General features: G+C 50.4%; 16 protein-coding genes. 14 read left to right on the top strand and 2 right to left on the bottom strand.

All coding sequences use genetic code 11. The features are described from left to right. Positions 1 to 14 precede the first annotated feature (14 nt). A complete protein-coding gene (locus NO559_RS06300; protein WP_258330956.1) occupies positions 15 to 2798 on the bottom strand; it encodes a hypothetical protein in 2784 nt (927 codons plus the stop codon). 336 nt (positions 2799 to 3134) lie between these two features. Here NO559_RS06300 and NO559_RS06295 point away from each other — a divergent pair, with 336 nt between their 5' ends. The 13 genes from NO559_RS06295 (at position 3135) to NO559_RS06235 (ending at position 20717) form a co-directional block, all read left to right on the top strand. Further along, on the top strand, positions 3135 to 4433 hold the full coding sequence (locus NO559_RS06295; RefSeq protein WP_258330955.1) for a hypothetical protein: 1299 nt from the start codon (positions 3135 to 3137) through the stop codon (positions 4431 to 4433). 14 nt (positions 4434 to 4447) lie between these two features. Then, the gene (locus tag NO559_RS06290) at positions 4448 to 7171 is read left to right on the top strand and encodes a LamG domain-containing protein (protein ID WP_258330954.1); all 2724 of its coding nucleotides are present in this window, start codon (positions 4448 to 4450) and stop codon (positions 7169 to 7171) included. Positions 7172 to 7183: 12 nt separating this feature from the next. Then, a complete protein-coding gene (locus NO559_RS06285; RefSeq protein WP_258330953.1) occupies positions 7184 to 8791 on the top strand; it encodes a general secretion pathway protein GspF in 1608 nt (535 codons plus the stop codon). A gap of 30 nt (positions 8792 to 8821) precedes the next feature. Continuing rightward, positions 8822 to 9364: an AraC family transcriptional regulator gene (locus tag NO559_RS06280; RefSeq protein ID WP_258330952.1), complete on the top strand. Its 543-nt coding sequence runs from the start codon at positions 8822 to 8824 to the stop codon at positions 9362 to 9364. 8 nt (positions 9365 to 9372) lie between these two features. Further along, positions 9373 to 11319, top strand: coding sequence for a lipopolysaccharide assembly protein LapB (locus tag NO559_RS06275; RefSeq protein ID WP_258330951.1), 1947 nt, complete (start codon positions 9373 to 9375; stop codon positions 11317 to 11319). Next, positions 11312 to 14149, top strand: coding sequence for a tetratricopeptide repeat protein (locus NO559_RS06270; protein WP_258330950.1), 2838 nt, complete (start codon positions 11312 to 11314; stop codon positions 14147 to 14149). The genes NO559_RS06275 and NO559_RS06270 overlap by 8 nt, the downstream gene beginning before the upstream one ends. After that, the gene (locus tag NO559_RS06265; protein WP_258330949.1) at positions 14149 to 14835 is read left to right on the top strand and encodes a tetratricopeptide repeat protein; all 687 of its coding nucleotides are present in this window, start codon (positions 14149 to 14151) and stop codon (positions 14833 to 14835) included. Before NO559_RS06270 ends, NO559_RS06265 begins: the two co-directional genes overlap by 1 nt. Beyond that, on the top strand, positions 14832 to 15116 hold the full coding sequence (locus NO559_RS06260) for a hypothetical protein (protein WP_258330948.1): 285 nt from the start codon (positions 14832 to 14834) through the stop codon (positions 15114 to 15116). The genes NO559_RS06265 and NO559_RS06260 overlap by 4 nt, the downstream gene beginning before the upstream one ends. 144 nt (positions 15117 to 15260) lie before the next feature. Beyond that, entirely contained in the window at positions 15261 to 15923 is a 663-nt protein-coding gene (locus tag NO559_RS06255; protein WP_258330947.1) for a MotA/TolQ/ExbB proton channel family protein, read from the top strand. Positions 15924 to 15947: 24 nt separating this feature from the next. Further along, positions 15948 to 16502, top strand: coding sequence for a biopolymer transporter ExbD (locus NO559_RS06250; protein WP_258331128.1), 555 nt, complete (start codon positions 15948 to 15950; stop codon positions 16500 to 16502). Next, positions 16499 to 17029, top strand: a complete 531-nt coding sequence (locus NO559_RS06245) for a biopolymer transporter ExbD (RefSeq protein WP_258330946.1) — start codon at positions 16499 to 16501, stop codon at positions 17027 to 17029. Before NO559_RS06250 ends, NO559_RS06245 begins: the two co-directional genes overlap by 4 nt. After that, positions 17030 to 17974, top strand: coding sequence for an AgmX/PglI C-terminal domain-containing protein (locus NO559_RS06240; RefSeq protein WP_258330945.1), 945 nt, complete (start codon positions 17030 to 17032; stop codon positions 17972 to 17974). It abuts the gene before it with no gap. 301 nt (positions 17975 to 18275) lie between these two features. Continuing rightward, positions 18276 to 20717: a TonB-dependent receptor gene (locus NO559_RS06235; RefSeq protein WP_258330944.1), complete on the top strand. Its 2442-nt coding sequence runs from the start codon at positions 18276 to 18278 to the stop codon at positions 20715 to 20717. Between the two features lie 49 nt (positions 20718 to 20766). Here NO559_RS06235 and NO559_RS06230 read toward each other — a convergent pair whose 3' ends face one another. Further along, complete coding sequence (locus tag NO559_RS06230) at positions 20767 to 22818, bottom strand: tetratricopeptide repeat-containing sulfotransferase family protein (RefSeq protein ID WP_258330943.1); 2052 nt, start codon at positions 22816 to 22818, stop codon at positions 20767 to 20769. A gap of 185 nt (positions 22819 to 23003) precedes the next feature. Between NO559_RS06230 and NO559_RS06225 the strand changes: the two genes are divergently transcribed. After that, positions 23004 to 23639, top strand: a complete 636-nt coding sequence (locus NO559_RS06225) for an RNA polymerase sigma factor (RefSeq protein ID WP_258330942.1) — start codon at positions 23004 to 23006, stop codon at positions 23637 to 23639. Positions 23640 to 23765: the final 126 nt, after the last annotated feature.

The following is a 23765-nucleotide window of genomic DNA, read 5'->3' as shown; positions in this document are numbered from 1 at the left end:
TTATTATTGGGTGCTTAGGGCACGATTCTAGGGTCGAAGGGGTTGTTGTAGTACTGCGCCCCTATGTCCAGCCACTCAGATAGTAACCGCAATTCGGCATTGCTTAATAGCCCTGTGTGGTCATAAGTACCCGAAGTAGGTGCTGATAGGCTGGGGTCTTGGTCTTCAACGCAGTTAGCGGGCAGCGCTGGCTCGGCAATATTATTGCGGCCACAGACACCGGCATTAAAGCAGCCCCAAAAGCGGCTGCTATTGCTGGCGCCCGCCGCCGAGAGGTTGCCGCCTATGGTGATGTTAACGGTTTGGTTGGTAGTGCCTATCACATTGCCGTCGGCATCGAGCACATCAACCACACAGGTGCGGGTTCTATTCACGACATTGCCGCCGGGGCCATCTAGCGCGTGTTTAATATCGGTTCTAAACAACTCGTGGTAAGAGCGCATATGCTCGGTGGGGTTGAGGTCTGAGGGTACGCCGGTTAAATCCAATTGGCCGGGAGGGATCACGCCGCTGGCTTCTTTGTGGCAGCCGGTACAAGTGACGGTGTTGCTAAGGGCATCGACTCGGTCGCGCTCCCAAATGGGCTGTATATGATCTTCGTAGTTAATCACTATGCGGCTGGGCTTATCTTCATCCAGATTTTTAAGCACCATGGATTTACCCGCGGGGATATTATCTGTGCCGGCGGGTAGGCTGTCTTCGTCGCTCCAGTCGGCGGGGTAGCTGTAATCTATGGCGGTTTCGGCGGCCACCAGGCTAGTGTCACTCCACACATCTATGTAGCCGGGGTTGAGGGTAAGCTGCCTAGGGGGGTTATGCTGCAAGTAAATTTGCGCCATGGTTTGGCCCTCAGCATTGGCGTATAAGCTGGGGTTGGTAACCGGGTAGCCCAAGTGCGAGCCTAAATTGCTGGCACCGGGGTTGGATGAATCCACCCGCGAGTCGCTGCGGCCATGGGGTACGGTGCTGGCGGCATCGTGGCAGCCGCTGCAGTGTATGACTTCGCCGGGGGCGGCATACAGCCAGTAGTTATGGCGCGGGGTGCTGGTTTTATGGCCGTTTTGGTCGAGAAAATTAAAGGTGAAGTTGGTATGGGCGGGTATGGCCACGGCGACTGAACCGTCTGGCTCTACCGTGGCATAGCCTAAAATTTCACGCATGGGTTGGTTGCTGTTAACCCCAAGGGCGTAGTTGGGCGGGTCTAAAATATCTTCAAAAGTGTCTTGTATGGGTTTGGTAAAGCGCATATAGCGCACCGGCCGGTTGAGAAAATCGGCACTGCCGGGGGTAGCGTGGTTGGCTATGCCAGCGGGTGAAATATCCAACCCGTCCAGGTCGTAAACGCTGTCTATCACTAGCAGGGCCTGGTTGTCGGTGGCCAGGTCACTGTTTACCTCGCCTAATTCCGCCGCGATGCTGGGGTAGGGGCGCTCAACACCGGCGACGATTTCGGCGATGTAATAGCCTTCTTCACCTAGTACTACCGGCTGCTGGGTGTCGTTATTGGGGTTGTACAACCATACCCCATATAGCGGTGGTGCCAGCACTTCGCCGCTGCTTTGCGGCACTACGTTACAGGGGGTGGGGGTGCTGCCTACCATGACCCGGCAGGGGCTCCAGCTTACCAGCAGCCGTTGCTCATCATCATCTAACGGGTAAAAGGCAGCAAACTGGCCGCCAGTAGAGCGCAGGGTATCGGTGCGTACGTTTAAGCCGGTGAGGGTGCTTTGGGCCTGGCCGCTGCGATTGAGTTGGGGCCAAACGCCTATATTGTTGTCGACAAAGTTCTCTTCATCTATGACCACTAAGTTGCCCCCCAAGGTGGGGCTGTCGGCCACTTTAATAATGGCGGCTAGGCGGCCATCGGCCAGTTCGCGGGCTTGGCTGTACTCAATTTGCGTGCCGGGGGAGCCGCTGTCACCGCTGTGGTAGCCGTACAATAAAGAAGTATGTCTACCGCTGGGGTTAACTCTAAACAGGCTGATTTGATCGTTGCCGGGGGTGCTTATCCATTTGCTGTAAACAATCTCGCCGCTGCTGCGCACCACAGGGTCTAGGTCGTGGCTGCGGTTAAAAGAGATTTGGGTAATGGGGTCGGCGAGGTCATCGGGGTCAAAAATATGCAGCACCGAGGAAGGTTCCTCTTCCCCTGCGGCCAGCCCCTGCCTAAAGGTGGAATAGATTTGGCCACGGCCTTCGTCTAGCTGGTTGCTCTGCTCTATAAATTGGCGGGTAGAGCTAAACACGATGCGGTCGTCAGTTAAAAAATGGGGGGCGGTATCTTGGGCGCTGCCATATTCCATACCCTCGTTGCGCAGCAGCGGCGAGGCCATCACATAGCTGACTTGCTCGCTGTCAAAATCGTATTGCCACAGGTTCCAGGTGGTAAATTCCAGGTTGGTAGCTATGGGGCTGGGCACTACCCTGGCGGCAAAGAGTAGGGTTTTGCCGTTGTATGAGGTTTCTAAGTCTTTGATATCTATGCGTAAACTATTGCTGTTCACGCTAAGCTCGGCGGCCACTATAGCGCGTATTTTGCTGTTGAGCTCAATCTCCTCACCATTAAAGCCCGAAGGGTTGCGCACTATCAGCTCGGCGCCGGGGTTAAAGGCGGTGGGGTTTTTAATATTAGGCGGGGTGCTGGGCAGGGGGCGCTTTACATAGGCTATGGGTAGGGTCACAGTAACCGGGTCGGCATCGTCGGCTGAGATGGTGTCACTGCTATCTCCACCGCCACCGGTACAGGCGCACAGTAATATTAGTGAGCTAATGCCACTGAGGCGCAATAGGCTATTCATAAGCGATTAGTGATTAGCCTGCGCTGATGTTGCGAGGTGTAAAGCGAAAGCTATCATGGTTACAGAGTTCCTTCTGATTATAGGTTTCAAATAGGCCTGCTAGCGCCAGCTTTATTAATAATGGCCGCATTTTATCCCCTGTGTTGGCCCAGGGGTAATAATTTATAACATTGTTGTAGGGTTTGTGCTGGCGGTCACGATTATTTCCCATGCACCCTTTATTATTACTGCTGTGCCGCTATGATGCGCGCGCCATGCTGCAAGCGGAGTAGTTTAGCGGTTTAGCTGGCATAAGTAGCAATAGATTATTGGCCCCCACATTCTTCGGGAGAGAAGATGAAAGCTTGGATAACGATGTTAATGGTAGCGGCTATATTGCCGTCCTTAAGCATGGCAGGCCCACGCGAACAGGCTCGCAGAATACACGATAGGTTGACGGGCACCCCCCCCAGCGAAAATATGCTTAACCGCATGACGGCTGCAATTACTGCCGGCAATGCCGTACAGGCCGCAGAATACGCTATGGATGGAGCGCCTGATATAGGCAGCGGCGCTGAAGCGGCCAATGGTAACTTTTACAATGTGGTGGTGAAAAACTGGATTACCCCCGCCACCAATCAGAGCTTTAATGCTTTTGCCCCGCTTAATGACTATAGCGCCACGGTAATAGGCATGGTGCGCGACAGCGGTGCTACCGATACCTACACGCCTTCCATCATGGTGGATTTTAGAGAGCTATTATCGGGGGATATTATTTACACCGGCAATATACCCGGCATCCCCGCTTACAATAATAGTGATAACAACCATTACGAATTTTTAGAAAATAGCGCCGCCAATATGGGCGACGACAGCGTATTACAGTATCAGCCGCAATCCTCGGTGACGGGCATAGCCACCGCAGGTATCGCAGGGGTGCAAACCACCCGTGCTGCCGCCAGAGCCTTTTTTATAGACGGTACGAATAGGGCCATGTTTAGGTATACCCTGGTTAACCACCTGTGCATGGATTTAGAGCAGCTTAAAGACACCACTCGCCCCTCCGACCGCATACGCCAAGATGTATCCCGCAGCCCCGGCTTAGATAGCACGCTGTTTTTAAATCAGTGTGTGGGTTGCCACAGCGGTATGGACCCCATGGCGCAGGCCTATGCCTATCATCAATATGATTACCCTACGGAGGCGGATATGCCCGGTGCCAGCCAAGAGCAACGCGAAGAGCTGGGGCAACTGCTATACACCCCCGGTGCGGTACAGCCCAAATACCTGATCAATGCCACCACCTTTGCCCCCGGCTACGTCACCCCTAATGACCACTGGACCAACTACTGGCGCCTAGGTGATAACAGCGAGCGCATAGGTTGGCTTAACCCCGCCATAGATGATGGCACTAATCTGGCTTTAAACCCGCAGTATTCCGAAGGCATAGGGGCTAGCTCTTTAGGTCGGGAGCTGGCCCACAGCAAAGCGTTTACTAGCTGCCAGGTGAAAAAAACTTACCGCAGTGTTTGTGGCCGCGAGCCCGGCCCCGCCGATAGCGCCGACGTTAACAGCATAGCCGCCAACTTTAATGCCAGCGGCAATATGAAGCGTGTATTTGCTGAAGTGGCCGTGGCCTGCGCTAACCATCTATAACAGGGATTAGAGGCATGAAGAATAAACAAACCATCATAGGCTCAGCCCAGTCTCTATTATTGCTGGCCCTAGCGGCCATGCTTGCAGCCTGTAGTGGCGGCAGCGGCGGTGGCGGTAGCGATAGAGAAAACGACCTCAGTGGCGACTTAAGCGAGCCCGAATTTGTTTACAGTGGCCCCTCGCCTTCCAGCAGCAAGATACAAAACTTTAAAATTAATTTTTACGACCAGCTGGTTAAAAACAACCGCTGCGGCTCCTGCCATACCCCCGGCGGCGGTGCGCCCACCCACTTTGTCAATCAGGACGATGTTAACCTGGCTTGGCAGGCCGCCAACACCGTGGTGAATTTAGCGGACCCGGCCAAATCCAAAGTGGTGCAGCGGGTGGCCAATGGCCATAACTGCTGGATACCCGGTGGCGATGCCACCTGTGCGGTGACCATACAGGCCTATATAGAGCGTTGGGCGGCGGGTTTGGCTGAGGGGGTAACCAGTGTCACCCTATTGCCGCGTACCTATTACGCTCCCGCCCCCAGCCAGCGTTTGCCAGACACTTATGCGGATGCGGCGGCTTTGCTGCCATTAAGCGACAGTGCTGAACTGATGGGCTTATTGCGCAGTTATTGTGCGGGTTGTCACTCTGATACCAGTGCCCAGGCGCAATCCCCTTTCTTTGCCAGTGCCGATAATGACATCGCCTACGATGCCCTAAGCGGCAGAATTAATCTGTCCAGCCCTAGCGAGTCACGCATAGTGGTGCGGGTGGCACAGGAGCGCCACAACTGTGGCAGCAATTGTGGCACCATCGCTACCGAGTTTACCGATGCCATCAGCCGCCTTGCTGCTTTGGTGCCCGCAGTAGGCATCAACTTAGCCACCACCCAAATCAGTGCGGCCCAGGGCCTAGTACGCGATGGCATAGTGGCCAGCACCGGCGGCCGGGTCGAAGGCTCGCTATTGGCCAAGTGGGAATTTAGAGAGGGTGAGGGTATAACCGTAGCCGACACCAGCGGAGTAGACCCAGCCATCGTACTGACCGCCAGCGGCGATCATACCTGGATGAGCGGTTGGGGTATGCGTTTTGACGGCGGTCGCGCCCAGGGTGCGGTGGAAACCAGCACCAAGCTTAGTGGCCAGCTATCGCTAACCGGCGAATACACTATAGAGACCTGGGTAGTCCCCTTTAATGTCAGCCAGGAAGATGCCTGGATAGTGGCCTACTCGGGCTCCAATACCAGCCGCAATTTTATGCTGTCGCAATCGCTGTATAACTACAACCTGGCGGTGCGCAGTAGTGTAGGTAGTGGCAATGGCGGCGAGCCTATACTGTCCACCTTAGGTGCCCAAGAGGCGGCGCAGGCCGCATTGCAGCATGTAGTAACTACTTACACTCCTTTAGAGGGCCGCAAGCTCTATGTGAATGGTGTAGATATGGGCCTAACTGACCCTGTGGGCGGCGGCCAGCTTAACAACTGGAATGCCGGTTTTGCCCTCACCATAGGTAATAGCGTGGGCGGTAACCGCCCTTGGCAGGGGGCAGTGCGTATGGCTGCCGTGCATGACCGCGCCTTAACCCAGGCGCAAATTGCTGCCAACTACGCAGTGGGGGTGGGGCAAAAATACTATATGTTATTTAGCATAGCCGAGCATATTAACGACCCCGGCAACTGCAATGTGGGCAGCGGTGCCAGCCGGGTGGATTACTGTTATATCGTGTTTGAGGTGAGCGAGTACGACAACGCCAGCTACCTGTTTGCCAGGCCAGTCTTTATTAACCTAAACCCCAGCCCCTCGGCGTTAAGCTTTAACTTACAGGGTTTACGTTTAGGGATTAATGGCCAGCTGGCGCTAGTGGGCCAGAGCTTTAGCAACCTTAATGTTACTGTGGATAGCAGCACCTTTAGCGATGTGGGCTTTAGCCAGCCGGCGCAGGTGTTGTCGGAGCAGGGCACCATAATCGCCAAAGAGTTTGGCCCCAACGGCCCCGACCCCGATGTGTTCTTTTTAGCTTTTGAAAATATTAACGGCAATACCAGTGTGTTTGATGATGGCAGCGATGATGCCGCCAGCTATGCGTTTACTGCCACCGGTATTGATGATGTGTCGGATATTATTGTGCGTACCTTTGATCAAATTAACCAAAGCTTTGCCAGTATTACCGGCGTGTCCAGTGCCAGTGCGGCGGTCAGTGCGGTTACCGGTAAAACCGTGTCTGAAACCTTTACGGCCTTAAAAGAGCAGCTGCCTTCGGTCAATAGTTTTCAGGCCTATATGTCATCCCATCAAATGGCGGTAACGCAATTGGCGGCGGCTTATTGTGATGCCTTGGTGCAGGATGCCGGTTTAAGAGCGAGCTTGTTCCCCGGTTTTGATTTTAGTGGCAACGTTTCTACCCACCCACAAATGAGTGATGAAACCATAATTGGTGAGACCTACTGGGGCGGCAATATCGTTGACCCCTTAATTGATAAAAGTATGAATACGGGGTTGCTAAGCGCCGGAGCCAGAACCGGTATTTACGATAGAGTGGTCACTTTAATAACCGATATTAATGACAACCACCCCTATGTGTTTGATGGCAGTAATTATGTACCCGACCCCGACATGAGCAAGCACAATAAAAAAGATGGCCTGCGCTATTGTTTAAATAATGCCCCCTGCCCCGATGCAAAAACGGCAGAGGTGGTAAAAGGGGCCTGTACCGCAGTTTTGGCCAGCGGCGCCTTAACCATACATTAACGAGTACACATTATGGCGAGTAACAAAAAAACTTTTGGCCTGGATGAGGCGTTAAAACACCCCGATCACAGCCGTCCTAAAACCCGCCGCGAGTTTATCTCCCAGGGCTTTAAAGCCGGTGGCGGCATGATGCTGGGTACCTCTATTTTTAGCTTAATGGGCTCGCGCGCGCACGGCATCTCCGATGGCTTGCTGAATAAATATTACAACCCCAGCAGTTGCGAGCTCTCCAACTTAACCGGTAGAAAAATCCCCTTTATCTGTTTCGATTTGGCGGGCGGGGCGAATATTTCGGGCTCTAATGTACTGGTGGGCGGCCCCGGTGGTCAGTTGGATCCTTTAAGCACGGCGGGCTACCAAAAGCTGGGTTTAACGCCGGATATTGCCCCTAACGATGCCGGTGACTTTAGTGATAACTCCCTAGGCCTGCTGTTTCATAGCGAAAGCGCCATGTTGCGGGGTATACAAGAGCGCGCCTCAGCAGCGGCACAGGCCGCCACCAATGGCGCGGTCATACCCGGCCGCTCCGATAATGACACCGGTAATAATCCCCACAACCCCATGTACGGGATTTACCAAGCGGGTTTAAGAGGGCAGTTAGTGCAATTGGTAGGCTCAGAAAATACCGAGTCTGGTGGCAACTCCATGGCCCCTTCCATGTATATCAACCCTGAGATACGCCCCACCAAAATCGACAGAGCCAGCGATGCTAGAGGCTTAGTGGATGTGGGTGATCTCAACCAGTTATTGGATAACCCCGAAGACGTGGTGGCGGTGATGGAGGCCATGAAACACATCACCGATTTTAAATTGGATATGAGCAATACCCTCACCAGCCAAGATACGCAATTAAAAGAGCGTATCAGCTGCGAGTACCTGCGCAGCGCCGATACTCTGGAAAAATACAACGATCCCAATGTGATAGACCCCTCGGCCGACCCGATTATCGTTGGCAGCAGCGGCATCTTTAGCCAGGCAGAGTTTGATGGTGACCGAGAGTTTCAAAAAACCGCCTCGGTGATGAAGTTGGTCATAGACGGCCACGCTGGTGCTGGCACCATAGAGATGGGTGGCTACGACTACCACACCGGCGACAGGCGCACCGGCGAGGCGCGGGATTTACGCGCGGGCCGCTGCATAGGCGCTTGCATAGAGTACGCCATGCAAAAAAACACTCCGCTAATGCTGTATGTGTTTAGCGATGGCTCGGTGGCCAGTAACGGCATGATAGAAATGGTCAATGGCATAGAGAAGGGCGTGTGGACGGGGGATAATTCTTCTACTGCTGCGTCTTTCTTTTTGGTGATAGACCCCATGGGGGGCAGGCCAGCACTATTAGACCAAATGCCCAGCAACCCGCTAATGCATCAACAAATAGGTTGGATGCGCTCCGATGCCTCGGTAGAAACCGGTGCCACCCCGGCCGCAAACAGTGTGAATCTGTTAGTAGAAACTGTCATACTCAACTACATGGCTTTACACGGAGAAGAGGTCAGTTTTGCTAATGCCGGATACTTCCCCAGCCAAAGCTTAGGGGCCACCGTTGATGAGCGTAAGCGCTATATCGCTTTTCAACCTTTAGCCAGTGTGTCAGGTGGCTATATTACCCCGCCACCCTAACCCGATAATAACAAACAAGGTTTATATCCTATGTTCAATGTTTTATTTGGCAAAACAGCCAGCAAAGCCAGTGCTTGCTGGCTGTTTAGCTTTATTCTGTTCGCGGCTGGCAGCGCCAGCGCCCAGCCAGAGCAGGCGTTGGTTGATGACGTGCAAAGCATTAAAGAGCAGGTGTTAGAACTCAACAAAGACCTGTTTATTTTAGAAGAAGAATTATTATTCCCCGCAGAAACGCAGCTGTCGGTTTATGTGTCTTTAGATGTGGGGCAATACTTTAAGCTGGATGCGGTTAAATTAATGGTTGATGGCGAAATGGTGTCCTCTTATTTATACACCGACAGCCAGGTAGATGCCCTGCGCCGTGGAGCCATACAGCGTTTATACCAAGGCAATGTGCGCAGTGGTGAGCACGAGGTAGTGGCGGTGTTTACTGGCTTTGGCCCTCAAGGTGAAAACTTTAGACGCGCCACTGATATTACTTTTACTAAAGACAGCGACGCCAAACACCTAGAGCTAAAAATTATTGATTCCACCGCCTTGCAGCAACCGGAATTTGTTGTCAAAGAGTGGTAGTTAAATCCTTGAACATAATTTCCCTGGCCCAGCGATGGGCAACAGTACAGCAATGGGCTAAAACCGCTCGCTACTGCGCGGCCGGTATTTTATTGTCGCTGCCTTTTTCCCTGCAAGCTGAAACGGTTAAAGACTTGCGCTATGGCGTAGCCCTGTACCATTTCTATCAAGAAGACTATTTTAATGCGCTACTAGAGTTGATATCGGCGCAGCATTTACAGGCTTTGCCCAATCACCAAAGCAATGCCGAATTATTAAAGGGCGGCATTAGCTTGTCCTACGGTTTGGATAGACAGGCCGAAGCCATTTTTAGCCAGTTGTTAAGTGGCCAAAGCCAACACCGCGATGCAATAACATTAAGTGAGGCGCAAAAAAATAAAGCTTGGTTTTATTTGGGTAAACTCATTTACCAACAAGGTGATTATGCTAGAGCCATAAACGCGCTAAGTTATATCAGCCCGGTAAAAACCAGCGGTTTATTTACCAGCGAACAGCCCGCGCCGTTACAAATACAAGCCCATTATTTACAAGCCACCATGTTGCTAGCCTTGGGTGAGCCTAAGTTAGCGCGGCAAAGTATGTTGGCGGTGCCAGAGCACTCCATTTATTGGCCCTATTATTATTTTAATCTGGGCTCTAGTTACGCAGCGCAGCAGCAGTGGCCAGCGGCCATAGCGGCTTATGAACAAACCCATACCCTAATGCAAAACCACAAGGGCGAACAGGCACTAAAAGATAAAGCCAATACCGCCGCAGGCTACGCCTATATGGCGAAGCAAGATTATGTTAATGCGGTTAAAGCCTTTAGGCGGGTCAGCTTAAACAGCTTGGTAGTGGATAAGGCTTTATTAGGTTATGGCCTGGCAGAAAGTGAGCGCGAAAATTACCCGCAGGCACTGGCCCCTTGGCAGGCTTTAAGAAAACAGTCGCTGCTATTACCTTCCGTGCAAGAGGTTATGTTGGCACTGCCCTATGCCTATGAAAAACTGGGCGGCTTAAGTGAGGCTTTAAGCGAATACCAGCAGGCCGCGCAAGCGTATCAACAAGAAATTCAGCAATTAGATGCGGCGATAGGCCAGTTTAGCGGGCAGCCACTAGAGCAGTTGTTTTCACTAACGGGGTTAAATAAAAGCTGGTTGTCCAAGCGTGAGTTGCCGCCTATTAGCAATAACAGTATTTACCTTACCCATTTAATCGCCAAGCATAGTTTTCAAGCAAACTTGCGTGACTACTACGATTTAAGCGTACTTAAAAAGCATGTATTGCAGTTGCAAAAAAGGCATGAGAATTTATTGGCGGTAGATGGCGAACAACAACACTACTGGCAGCAGCTTACCGAGGGTGGGCAATTAAAAAATTATCAAACACACTATCAACAATTATTAGCCTTGCGTAATAGCTTGGCGGAAAAAATCCAACAAGCCGAAACTATTGATCCTGCGCGCAGTGTTGCCCAGGGGGATGATTTTGAATTGTGGCAAATCGTAGACCGAGCCTATCAGCGTATAGCGCAGTTAAGCCAACAAGGGCAGGATGTTAGCGTAGAACGTGAATTACTTAGCCGTTACGAGGATGTTTTGTCGTGGCGCACAGAGGAGCGCTATGCCGATAATCGCTGGCAGTTAAGCAAACAGTTAACGCTGTTGGATCAACACCTAAGCGCAACGCAAAGCACTATTGTGCATTTACAGGCAGCGGTGGGTGAAAAAGCGGTATCGCCATTTCGCCCTAGGTTACAGCAACTGCAACAACGCTTGGCCCAGCAGCAAGCACAAATTGATACTCAGCTTGGCAAAACCAGCGATAGCATTAGGCAGCTGGCCATCACCGAATTGGCGCAGCAAAAACAGCAGTTACAACAGTATTTAGCCAGGGCCACCTTAGCCATCGCACGACTTTACGATTTGGGTAGCCAGCAACAGCCCGCCGCGCAGTCGGGGGCGAGCAATGAATAGAGTAGTGAATAGAGCAATGAATAAAGCCACGCTGCTGGCGCTCAGTATTAGCCTCTCGGCCTGCTCTATGTTTGGCGGTGAGCAGGCTGAACAAATTGCTACCTTAGCCGATTTGCAACCTGCCTATTTACCAGTCAAAAGCCAACAATTACCTAGCGCCAATCTTGAGGAATTACGTGAGCTATATTTAGCTGCGCTACAGGCCAGTGACGACCGCGAAGTGAAACGGCAAGTTAATAGCCGTTTGGCAGGTATAGAAATGCAGCGCAGCGAAGCCTTGCTAGCGCAAAGCACAAGCAGTGAGCAAAAATTATTTGCCGCTACTATTGCCGCCTATGAAAGCCTATTGGCAGATAACCCGCAGGATGCTAAGCGCGATCAGCATTTATACCAGCTGGCCCGTGCCTATGAAATGAACGGCGAGCAAGAAAAGTCCCTGGCCATTTTAAATGGCTTGGTAGTTGAGCACCAAGACTCGTCACGTTATGTGGAGTCACAATTTCGTTTAGCGGAAAGTAATTTTTCGGCGGGCAAATATCAAGCGGCAGCTCAAGGCTATAGCAATGTGATTGCCAGAGGCGAAGGCCTGTATTATCAAAACGCCCACTATATGTTGGCGTGGTCGCGCTTTAAGTCAGCGCATTATGATGATGCTATAGAAAACTTTGTTTTAACGCTGGATTTAATGCTGCAGTATGCCGGTGAGGGGATAGCCCGGGAGCGCGGCGACCAAGAGATGGTCAATGACAGCCTGCGCATGTTAAGCGTGAGTTTTTCTACCCTAGAGGGCGTACAAAGCTTAAACGAAACCTTAGACCGTATGGGTGAGCGCCATTATGCCGCGCAGCTATACCAAAGCCTGGCCAGTTATTATTTAAACCTGCAGCGCTATAAAGACAGTGCCGACAGCTATCAGGCTTTTGTGGAACGTTACCCCCAGGCGGATCAGCGTTACCAATATCAAATTGCCCAAATAGAGGTGTATCAGCAGGGTGGTTTTAGGCAAGAGGTATTACAGGGCAAAATTAATTTTGTGGGCGATAACCAACACGCGGGTGGTTACTGGCAAAGCCGCAGTGGCGCTATTAAAAACGCCATTGATGACAAACTGCAAAACTATATGACCGAGCTGGCCTCTTACTATCACACACTGGCGCAACAGGCCGACAGCAAGCAGCAGGCGCAAGAGCAGCAAGATTATCAAACCGCAGCTCACTACTACGACTTATTTGTAGAGAGCTTCCCGCGCCATGAGCGTGCTGCAGATATGTTGTTTTTATTGGCCGAGGCCTACTACGAGTCTGGTAATTATCAGGCGTCCATAGACAGCTATGAGCGTGTAGCCTATCACTATAGCCACAGCGATAAAGCTGCAGAGGCGGGCTATGCCGCCATACTGGCCTATGACAAATTACCGCTGCCCGCATCGGACGATGAGAGCTACGCGCTTACACAGCAGGCTATCGCGCAAGCAAAAATTGATAGCAGCCTGCGTTTTACGCAAGCCTTCCCCAGCGATACTCGCAGCCCAGCTATACAAATTAACAGCGCTCAGGCGCAGCTGGCTTTGGGGCAGCATCAACAAGCAATCAATACCGCCTTAGCGCTGACGCCGGGCAACAGACTTTATCAAGCAAGCAGCGATAAGCATTTAGTCATTTCCGCATGGCTGGTGATAGCGCAAAGTGCATTTGATACCCAAGATTATTTTTATGCTGAAACCAGCTATAGCGAAGTGCTGGCATTATTACCCACCAAGGATAAACGCCTTAAAGATCTCAACGAGCGCTATGCCGCCAGTATTTACAAGCAGGGCGAGCAAGCCTTGGCCGCTAATCAGCATTTAATCGCAGCACAGCATTTTAGCCGGGTGATGGCTAAAGCGCCCGATAGCAGCATAAGGCTTAACGCCCAATATGATGCCGCCAATAGTTACTATGCAATTAAGGACTGGGATAAAGCCGCCGCACTATTACTGGACTTTCGCCAGCGCTACCCCCAGCACTCTTTAACCGCAAGCATGGGCGCGACCCTGGCGGTTATCTATCAAGAGACTGAGCAGTGGGGCTTGGCCGCCGATGAATTAGCCGTGGTTTATCACAACGAACAAGACCCAGCGCAAAAAGCCCAGCTACTGTTTTTAACGGCAGAGCTATACGAAAAAGCGGGCAATGCCAGCCAGGCCATCAGCCATTACCGCGACTATGCCCACGGGTATAAGCAACCTGTTGCTATTAATTTAGAAGCCATGAACAAACTTAATGACTTGTATTTGGCAGCAGGTGAGGATAGCAAGCGCCGCTTTTGGTTAAAGCGCATAATAAAAGCGGATCAACAGCAGCGCAGCGAGCGTTCACGTTATTTAGCGGCCATGGCCTCCAGTGTGTTTGCCGATGATGCCTATCAAGCCTTTAAATCTATCAAGCTCACCCTGCCCATTAAACGTTCGCTACAAAAAAAGAAAAAGGCCCTAAATCTGGCACTAGAGCGTTACCAGCAAACGGCAAGCTATGGCGTGGCCGACTTTGCTACCTTATCGCTATACCGTTTAGCGGCAGTGTATGGTCAGCTTAGTCGTGACTTAATTAATTCAGAGCGCCCCGGTAATTTGGATGAGCTGGCGTTAGAGCAATACGAAATTCTATTGGAAGAACAAGCCTACCCCTTTGAAGAAAAAGCCATAGCCATACACGAGCAAAACATAGAAAATAGCTGGAACGGTGTCTACGATGACTGGGTAAAAGAAAGCTTTAGCGCATTAAAACAACTATTGCCCGCCCGTTACAACAAGGAAGAAAGCGTAGAATATTTAATGGAGGCAATACACTAATGGCTAACTACTCTCACTATTGCGGCTTAGCGCTGCTTATACTGCTGTCGGCTTGTAGCTCGCTAACAGAGCAGGCTGGGACTAGTTCAGAGGTCAGCCCCGGGGCCAATACAGAGCAGGCCGCAGCCCAACCCCTAATCAGCCCTTATCAACAACAGGCCAAGCCTGCCGCCAGCGAGGCCAAAAAAGTTTACGCCGCTGCCCGTGAGGCTATGGCGGCTGAACAGTGGCAGCAGGCTGAACAGCATTTGCAGTGGATAGTTGCACACTACCCCGAGTACTCAGGGCCAGTATTAAACCTGGCCATAGTGGCCGAGCAACAGGGCCAGCCGAAACAGGCCGAGCAGTATTACCGCAAGGCTATACAAGTCAATAAAAATAATTTAAGCGCCTACAACCGCTACGCTATTTTTCTTAGGCAGCAGGGCCGTTTTAGTGATGCCGAAAACTATTATCAAAAAGCCATAGCGGTATGGCAGTATGATGCCGATAGCCACCGTAACCTAGGCATTTTATATGAGTTATACATGGGGCGCTTAGCCGATGCCAAGCAGCATTATCAGCAGTATTTACAGTTGCGCGAGCAAGCCCAGCCCGACTTTAGCCCCGATAAGGCCTATAAACAGGTGCAGGGTTGGGTGATTGATGTAGAGCGGCGACTACAAAAACAGGAGGCTGCCGGATGAAAAATTATCCAGCGATAGTATTGTGTGCGCTGCTGTTGCCTTTGTCGGCATTGGCTCAGCAGCCGGTGGTTACCTTACAAAGCACCGTCAAAGGTAACCAGGAGCAACCGAAAGTGTTATATATTATGCCCTGGCAAAAAGCCGATAGAGTGCAGCTTAATTATCAGCCTATGCAGGGCATTACCAGCGATGTGTTTAGCCGCATAGATAGAGAAGAGTTTTTACGCGAGCTGCGCTTTAAACAGCAATTAGCCGACAAAGCCGCCGCTAAAAGCCCTTAAAATGCCATAGGGTTAGCAGTTTTAACAAACAGCGGTGGTGTTTTGCGACCGCATTTTTAATAATTTAATAATAAAAGCGTAAAAAGCTAGCGCCTCACTTTTTACCCTTCTTTTGCTACAGCGATAGTCATAATAGGATTGATCATGGATATGTTAGATACAATTTTGCGTTTTTTTCAGACTGGCGGGGCCTTTATGTACCCTATAGCCGTGGTGTTAGTCATAGGTGTGGCTATAGCAATAGAGCGCTGGTTAGTGCTAACCGCCGCCAAAGGGGCCAATAAAAAAGCCTTTGATCAGCTATTGCCCGCTTTAAACAAGGGTGAGTACGCTAAAATCGTGGAGGGCTCTACTCGCTCCAGCATACCTATGTATAGAATCGTAGGCGCAGGCCTGGCCCGCTTTAGCACCAGCAACCGCCGCGACGATGTAGAGTACGCCATGGAAGAGGGCATCATGGAAGCCTTACCTCGCTTAGAAAAGCGCACACCCTATTTGGCAACGCTGGCTAATATTTCAACGCTGTTGGGTTTATTAGGTACCATCATAGGTTTGATCGCAGCCTTTAGTGCGGTGGCCAATGCCGACCCCGCCGAAAAAGCGACCTTATTATCCAACAGTATTTCGGTGGCCATGAATACCACCGCCTTTGGTTTGATCTCGGCGATACCCTTATTGTTGTTTCACAGCTTATTGCAAACCAAAACTTCAGAGATAGTCGATAGTTTAGAAATGGCCGGGGTGAAAGTGTTAAACGCCCTGGGCAACAAACAAGTGGTACGCACCCGCCAAGCCGATAATAAATAAGCCTGACTAAAAGAGTTTTTCATGATGAGAAAATTCAGGCGCAAAAAAATCGACGATGCCGATCTCGATATCACAGCCTTTATGAACCTGATGATAGTGCTGGTGCCGGTGCTGTTGTTGGGCATGGTGTTTTCACAAATTACGGTGGTGGATGTTAAGTTGCCGGAGTCCGCTTTGAATGAGGCGGCCAATTATGAAAAAAACCACCAAGTAGAGCTAGTGATACGGCAGGATTATTTACTGGTTAATTTCCCGCAAGGGGTGCCGGTTAAAACTATCTATAAAAAAGCTGTAGACGACGAAGCCGAAGAAAAGCAGCACGACTTTGCTCTGCTTAGCCTTACCTTGCAGGAGGTAAAGCGCAGGCTGCTTGAAAAAGGCATAGAGAAAAAAAATATCACCATATTGTCTGAGTCCGATACCGACTACCAAACCATCATCAGCGCTATGGATACCGTGCGCTCTTATCAGGCGGTAGTCGCTGCCTCGGTAGTGGATGCAGCTTTGTTTCCGGATATTTCCTTTGGGGATGCGCCAGCTAATACAGATACCAGTAAAGCCGTAGGAGCCGAATCATGAAAAGCTCACTACGCGCCAAGCGCATGGCCCGCAACCACAAGCGCCACAGTGGCCAGCCTAAATTAAACCTAGTATCGCTAATGGATATATTCACCATTCTGGTGTTCTTCCTGATGGTTAACAGCGGCGATGTAGAAGTGCTGTCCAGCGATAAAAACATCAGCCTGCCTGAATCTGTGGCCGAGAAAAAACCCGAGCTTAGCCTCACCATTAAAATCAGCGATAAAGACATAATTATGCAAGGCCAGCGCTTGGGCGCCGCCTTTAATGCCGATGACAGCATTAATGAAGCCACCATCACAGCCCTGGCAAAAGAGCTGCAATATCAAGCACAGCGCCGTGCTAACTTAAGCGAGCGCGAGAAAAAACTGGGCCGCGCCGTGATTATTATGGGCGACGAGGGCATGCCCTATAGCTTGCTAAAAAAAATCATGACTACCTGCTCGGCTAATGATTACCGCGATATTAACCTGGCTGTTAACCATATTGCCCCTGCGGCTGTTGAAAACAGCACGGTGGAGGGTTAGATGACTGCAGCCCTAATGAGAGGCCCAGAGCTACAGCTACCCTGGTCGGCCACCGAGGCCGATGATGCCCGCTTTAAGCGCTTTGTACGCAATGGTTTGATTGCTTTATGCCTAGTGGCGATTATCGTGCCCTTTATGCCGGTAAAAGAAATTAGCCGCGAGAAAAAAGAGGCACTGCCACCACAGCTAGCGCAAGTGATTATGGAAAAAAAGGAGCTGCCTCCACCGCCGCCCCCGCCACCTAAACCGAAAAAACCTGAGCCTAAAAAAGAGCAGCCCAAAACCAAACCTAAAGAGCTGCCTAAAGAAAAGCCCCAATTAAAAACCAAGGTAGTGGACGAGGTTAAAAAAGCCCGCGAGCAAGCCCAGGTGTCGGGCCTGCTGGCCTTTCAAGATGACTTAATGGATATGCGCGACAGCTTAGACGTGCAAAACCTTAACAATACGCCCGTAAGTAGCGGCGAACAAAGTGCCGCCAAAGTAGAGCGCTCGGTGATTACCGGCAAGGCTGCGCAGGGCAGTGGTGGCATAGCCACCGCCAAGCTCAGCCGCAACACCGGCGGTGCCGCTTTATCGGGGCGTGAAACTACCAAGGTGGACAATGCCGATGCGGTAGCCGTTAGCGAACAGGCGCAAGCGGGTGCGGTGCAAGCCTCTGGCCGCAGCGATGAGTCTATACGGCGGGTGATGGATAAAAACAAAAGCCGTATCTTCTCTATATATAACCGCGCGCTAAGGTCAGACCCCAGCCTGCAAGGCCGCTTTGTGTTTGAAATGGTGATAGCCCCCAGCGGCCAAATCACTGCCATCAAACTGGTCTCCAGTGAGCTGGGGGATGATGCGCTCAATAAAAAAATTCTATCCCGGCTTAGGCTGATTAACTTTGGTGCCGAAAAAGTCTTGGCCACCACCGTTAATTACTCCTTGGATTTTGTGCCTTATTAACCAGGTTTAATAAGGCGCTTTCCCCCTTCTTTATTTAGCCAATGTAATGACTACGCCGTGCCATTTTTATTTGGCATAGCTTTTCGGCTTGTTATTTCATTTTCTACTATGCCCGGTTTTAGTGGGCTTACAGATGTTTGCCTCCCTGCTTAAAAAGATTTTTACGGTGTTTTAAATCCTGCTCGTCATGTAGCTAAGGAGCCCCTGTTTCGCTCAGCGATTGTGCTGAATATCTAAGGGATGGATAGGAGCTAGGGGCTCCAACACATAATCCTATAAAAATAGTAACAAGGGGACATACATGAATGCACCGAAATTAACCACGGCGATACGCGCCGTGATAGCTGGCAGTTTGGTGGCCACGGGCGGGGCTAGCTTGCCCAGCTTTGCAGAAGATAAAAAAATGCAGCTGGAAGAAGTAATCGTATCGGCGCGCAAAAGAGATGAAACGCTGATAGAGGTGCCCATGAATATAAGCACCATTGGTCAAGCCGAGATACAAAAACGCAACCTAATCAATAAAGAAGATTTTTTCCGCACGGTTGCGGGTGGTGCAACAACGGGGTCGCAACTTATTTTAAGGGGGTTAAGTGGCGGTAATGACAGCTCCCCCGGCACTACCTCAACGTTCTATGATGGTGTGCCCTTTGATTTTGGCGACCTTTACGACACAGAGAGAGTGGAGGTCTTACGCGGCCCGCAAGGGACATTGTGGGGCTCCAATGCTATAGGTGGCACAGTACAGGTTATTACTAATAAGCCTTCTACTGAGGCCTTTGAAATTTTTGGCTCTATACAGGTAAGCAAAGAGAAAAATGTTGAGGGTACCGGTAATCGCGCTTACTTAGGTGTGAACGTGCCTTTAAGTGATGATGTTGCCATGCGCATAGTTGCTAATGCCAGCTATGAACCGGGAAAAATCGAAAATGCCGCCACCGGTAATACGGGCTACGAGGAAGATAGTTGGTTGCGGGCGCAATTGCTTTGGAACATCAGTGAGGAGGCTCAGCTAATTGTTGGTTACACCCATTCAGAGGAGTATACCGAAGGTTATGAGTATGCCGATGCATCTGCGCCAGCAAATTATTACACCGCCGAGCTTACTCCTAACCCCGCCGCTATGAGTGGTTACGATGTGGCTATAGACTATTACGGGGGCAGTTGCGAGGCGGGTCAATCGCGGCCAGATTGTCGTCAACCATCGACTTTAGGCCGCGGCCAGCCCGATAAATTCACTATTTGGGAAAGGGTAGACGAATGGGAAGAGGATGAAGTGGATATGATTAATATCCATTTTACCCACGACAATATTGCCGATATAGCTGCTTTGACTTATGTGGGGTCATGGCGCGATAAAAAAGATCAAAGCTTGGATAATTGGAGCCGCAGCGATACTGGCGATTTGGTAAAAACCTGGATTATTAATCACGATTTTGATGATGATACCGGTGCAGACATGCCTGCCGGCGAGCGCATTACTCATGAGCTACGCTTTCAATCCATAAATCAAGATAGCCCCATAGATTGGACGGTGGGCTTTTACTATGATGAAAGTAAGTTAGGCAAAACGCCCGATCAGCAGTTTCAATATCATGAGGGTAGCCCCGAAGCTTTAGCTATAGCTTCAGCCATATGGGGCAGTAATTATTGGGGTTATATTTGGGATGACGCCAATGGCAACCCCCAGACTATTGATCAGTTAGGCCAGTCCTTATATGGCGACCCCACTAAAAACTATAACATCAACACCATTAAAAATGAGCTTAAGGAAACCGCTTTATTTGGTGAATTAACCTATACCCTAAACACCTCTATAGGTGAGTGGGAATTCACCGGTGGTGTTCGCTTTTTTGATTTTGAATGGGATGAGCAGTTTATTGAATCAGGTATTTGGGTAGGTGAGGATGTAGCCCTAACTTCCAATCAAGACAGCGCTGATGGTAATCGACAAAAATACAGCGTCTCGTATCGTCCTGAAGAAGATATATCTGTTTATTACTTATATTCAGAAGGTTATCGTCCTGGTGGTAGTAGTTTATCTAACGTGCCGCAAAGCTGCAGGAATGATCCTGTTGCCCAGTACTTTAAGCCCGTGTATGACAGTGATTCTATAGAAAACCAAGAGCTGGGCCTTAAGGGTTTGTTTCTAGATAAGCGTCTAAGTGTTAGCGCTGCAATCTATAGAATAGATTGGGACGATGTGCAGACAGATGTTTATATGGCTACCTGTGGTTTTTCATATTACGGTAATGCTGCCCAGGCCAGGTCTGAAGGTTTCGAAATTGAAACAACTTATGTTATCTCCGAGCAGCTTACGGGTACCTTCAATTACTCACAAACCGATTCAAAATTAACCGCGGATGCACCTTGGTTAGCTGCGGAGAAAGGTGATGAGATGACCATGGTGCCAGAGTATAACTGGTATGCGGCATTAGACTATGAGTTTTCCGCCTACGGTAAAGATGCCAGCCTACGCTTAGCCGCTACGGGTTATGGTGCCTATAAATCACATTTTAGAGCACTGGAACAAGATGAGTCCGATTCCTATACTACTTGGGATCTGTCGGGTTCTATCAGTGCCAATGAAAATGCGACCATAAGCATGTATGTAAGTAATTTATTCAATGAGGAATATACCGAGTACAAGCGTTCACGTTTAAACAGCCCTGATGCAGGGCTGGAGCAATATGTGTACTACGGTGATGAGCGTACCTTTACCGTACGTTTAGACTTTACTTACTAACTAAAGCTGAATTAAAACGGCGAGCATTGCTCGCCGTTTTTTTATTGAGCTATTCAAATCTAGCCAGGGTTTCTTCGCCTAGGCTATCGAGTAAAGGCCCCAGCCAAGGTTCAAAGTTTTGCCAATGGCCTACGCCGGTTTTATAGATGGGCTGCCTTACCTGTTCGCTACTGGCGGTGTGTACAGCGCGGGTGTTTTTGTGAAAGTCTAGGCAGGCCGCTTCAAACTCCAGCCCGCAATGCTGTAATAAGCGCCTAACACTTTGTTCGGTGTTATTAATCATCTCACTGTAGTGTTGGCACAGTACTTTACCGGGTAACACCTGGTCCCAGTGATCCATCATCTTTAAATATTCATTGTAGTAAGCGCCTATGTTGTGCAGGTCGTAACTAAATTCATGGCCCGCAGCAAAGTGTTGCTTAAAGGCGCTTAGGCCAGCGTCTAAGGGGTGGCGTCTGGCATCAATAATAATCGCCTCGGGTAAAATAAGGTGTATAAAACCGACTAAACGAAAATTGGGGGGCAGCTTGTCTATAAAATAGGGCGCGCCGTTTCTAAAAATGGCGGTGTCATCTAAATATTTTTGGCCATAAGCGCTTAGGTTTTCGGCGGGTATGCGCTCAAAAAACTGCTCTATGCTCATACCGCTTTGGCGGCTGTCTTGATAAAGGGTTTCCATCACTCGCGGTAAGTTAGGCAGTTCCATAGTGCCTTCTATAGCGGAGTGGCTGGCAAGAATTTGTTCTATCAAAGTAGAGCCCGAGCGGGGTAAGCCTACGATAAAAATTGGCCGTGGGCCGTTGGGGCTTAGGCTGGTTTTATTTTGTAATAGCGCCCGGCCAAATAGTTCGCGGCCTTCGGCTGCGTGTTTTTGCAATTGCTGGGCATCAAAGTCTGCATTGGGGCGCAGCTTATTGGCTTGCAGGTAGTGTTCAAAGGCTGCCGCGTAGTCTGCTTGGCGCTCTAAGGCATTGGCCAGGGCGAAGCCTGCTTGCGAGCGATGTTCCGCAGCGGCGGTTTCGTCCTTGGCTATAGCTTGCATGGCAGCGATATCGTCAGCGTTAAAATCAAAGTTTTTAAAATCTGCCAGCGCCCAATAGGCTACGCCGTTTTGCTCTCTTAGCGCGATGCTATGGCGAAACGCTTGTATGGCCTGTTCGCGCCGGCCTAGGGTTTTAAGTATATGGCCACGTTGTATTTGTATATTGGCATCGGCGGGGTCTAGCTGGGCGGCGCGCTCGTAGGCGTCCAAGGCTTGCTGGTATTTACCTGCGTGAGCCAAGCTGCTGCCCAGTATGGATGCTAAATGGGCTTGGTCTGGGGCGATATTCACGCATTGTTGGGCGGCGTATACGCGCTGCTCATGCTTGCCCGCATGGGAGGACACCTCGGCTAGTTTATGCCACAAGCCCAGGTTAAACGGTGAGTAGTCCAAAGCATGTTGCAGCATTTGCTCGGCGGCAGCCCATTGCTTTTGCTGGGTAGCCAGCTGCGCCAGTATGGCAATGGCACCGGGGTGGTGGCCGTGGCGCTGTAAAATTTCACGGCAGCCCGCTTCGGCTTGAGCATAGTCTTGTTTGCTCATGGCTTGCGCGACGGCCTCCATAGCAGGGGCAAAGGGGTCGGTTTGTTCGGCGCGTATCAGTGCCGCTGCGCCTTCCTGTTGCTGGCCGGTATGCATCAATAGATTGCCCAAGGCATTCCAAGCGTCGTGGTAATTGTCATCCAGCGCTACGGCTTTTTTTAGCATCGCAATGGCCTGGCTAAAGTCTTGCTGCTGTTGCAGGGCCAAGCCTAAATTGCCATAGGCATCGGCTAGGTTGGGCTTAAGTTCGCACACCCGTTTAAATAGTTGTATAGCGCCCGCCAGGCGTTGCTGCTTAATCAAACTATGGCCCAACAGTGTGAGGGCGATATGGTCATCACTGTGTAGCTGTAGGTGCTTGCGTAACAAGCTTTCGGCTTCGGCAAATTGCTGGCTGTTCAGCAGCTGCAAGGCACTTTCATGATTGGCATGAGGCATAGAAATCCCTGGGATTTGTTCATTATTATTATCGGCGCTGGCCATAATGACATGACATTGTGGCTGAATAAAGGCCAAAAATGCTGCTAAAAGCGGCTAAGTTGTCATTTTTGTCGGTGCTTGGCAAATTGCTGGTGGGCTTGCCTATTTGCAAACTATTTGTAAAGAAAACAGCCAGATTGCACATTCATACTGGCAAACGCTAGCCGTAGACTTTGTTGTGATTTTAAACCTTAGATAAAACAACAATAATAGGTCTATCCATGGCAGTAGCGAATCAAAAGCAGTGCATGCCGCAGGACGCGATAAACTCACAACCTAGTCATAACCCTTCCGTCGCCATTACGGTGATTTATCAACTCAACTCACCAGCCCTAGGTTCTGCTTTTAGTGATTTATACCGCGAGCAGCGCGATAAGCTGGTAGGCTTTTTAATGGCCAAAGGCCAAGCTAGAGAGGATGCCGAAGATATAGCGCAGGTCGCATTTATGCGGGTGCAGCCCTTAATCGATAAAGGCGAGCTGCGTACGCCCAGCGCGTATTTATATCAAACCGCATCCAATTTATTGGTAGATCAGCTGCGGCAAAAAACCATACACCGCAATTATGTTAACGGTGAATATCATAAGTTTGCCGACAGCGAGGCTATAGAGCCGCTGGATTGCCGTACCCCAGAGCGGCAATTAGAGCTAGAAAAGCAGCTGCAGGCGCTCACCCAAGCGCTCAGTGCCTTGCCTATAAATTGCAGTCAGGCCCTGCTATGGCAGCGTATTAAGGGCTATAGCTACAGCGAAATCGCCGCTGCCAAGCAGGTGTCGGTATCCAGTGTCGAAAAATATATAGGCCAGGCCTTAAAGCATTGCCGCCTAGCCATAGAGCAGGCGGAAAGTCAGCCTTAAGCTATTATGAGGAAGCATAGCCATCTAGGCTGGCGCTAGCCGGTAGTGATGGCTGGCCAGTACTGATAAACTTGCTCGCTAGTGGCTTTATGCGCTTGCATAGCGTCGTACTGCGCGAAGTACTAG

It is taken from the genome of Dasania sp. GY-MA-18 (assembly GCF_024734385.1).
In the GTDB taxonomy this organism is placed as follows: Bacteria; Pseudomonadota; Gammaproteobacteria; order Pseudomonadales; family Dasaniaceae; genus Dasania; species Dasania phycosphaerae.
Note: the sequence above shows the minus strand (reverse complement) of the source record. Positions and strands in the feature narration are given on the sequence as shown.

Bases quoted from the DNA above. Each gene is read 5' to 3' on its own strand.
- NO559_RS06300 (WP_258330956.1), bottom strand. From the start codon at position 2,798: ATGAATAGCCTATTGCGCCTCAGTGGCATTAGCTCACTAATATTACTG.
- NO559_RS06295 (WP_258330955.1), top strand. From the start codon at position 3,135: ATGAAAGCTTGGATAACGATGTTAATGGTAGCGGCTATATTGCCGTCC.
- NO559_RS06290 (WP_258330954.1), top strand. From the start codon at position 4,448: ATGAAGAATAAACAAACCATCATAGGCTCAGCCCAGTCTCTATTATTG.
- NO559_RS06285 (WP_258330953.1), top strand. From the start codon at position 7,184: ATGGCGAGTAACAAAAAAACTTTTGGCCTGGATGAGGCGTTAAAACAC.
- NO559_RS06280 (WP_258330952.1), top strand. From the start codon at position 8,822: ATGTTCAATGTTTTATTTGGCAAAACAGCCAGCAAAGCCAGTGCTTGC.
- NO559_RS06270 (WP_258330950.1), top strand. From the start codon at position 11,312: ATGAATAGAGTAGTGAATAGAGCAATGAATAAAGCCACGCTGCTGGCG.
- NO559_RS06265 (WP_258330949.1), top strand. From the start codon at position 14,149: ATGGCTAACTACTCTCACTATTGCGGCTTAGCGCTGCTTATACTGCTG.
- NO559_RS06260 (WP_258330948.1), top strand. From the start codon at position 14,832: ATGAAAAATTATCCAGCGATAGTATTGTGTGCGCTGCTGTTGCCTTTG.
- NO559_RS06255 (WP_258330947.1), top strand. From the start codon at position 15,261: ATGGATATGTTAGATACAATTTTGCGTTTTTTTCAGACTGGCGGGGCC.
- NO559_RS06250 (WP_258331128.1), top strand. From the start codon at position 15,948: ATGAGAAAATTCAGGCGCAAAAAAATCGACGATGCCGATCTCGATATC.
- NO559_RS06245 (WP_258330946.1), top strand. From the start codon at position 16,499: ATGAAAAGCTCACTACGCGCCAAGCGCATGGCCCGCAACCACAAGCGC.
- NO559_RS06240 (WP_258330945.1), top strand. From the start codon at position 17,030: ATGACTGCAGCCCTAATGAGAGGCCCAGAGCTACAGCTACCCTGGTCG.
- NO559_RS06235 (WP_258330944.1), top strand. From the start codon at position 18,276: ATGAATGCACCGAAATTAACCACGGCGATACGCGCCGTGATAGCTGGC.
- NO559_RS06225 (WP_258330942.1), top strand. From the start codon at position 23,004: ATGGCAGTAGCGAATCAAAAGCAGTGCATGCCGCAGGACGCGATAAAC.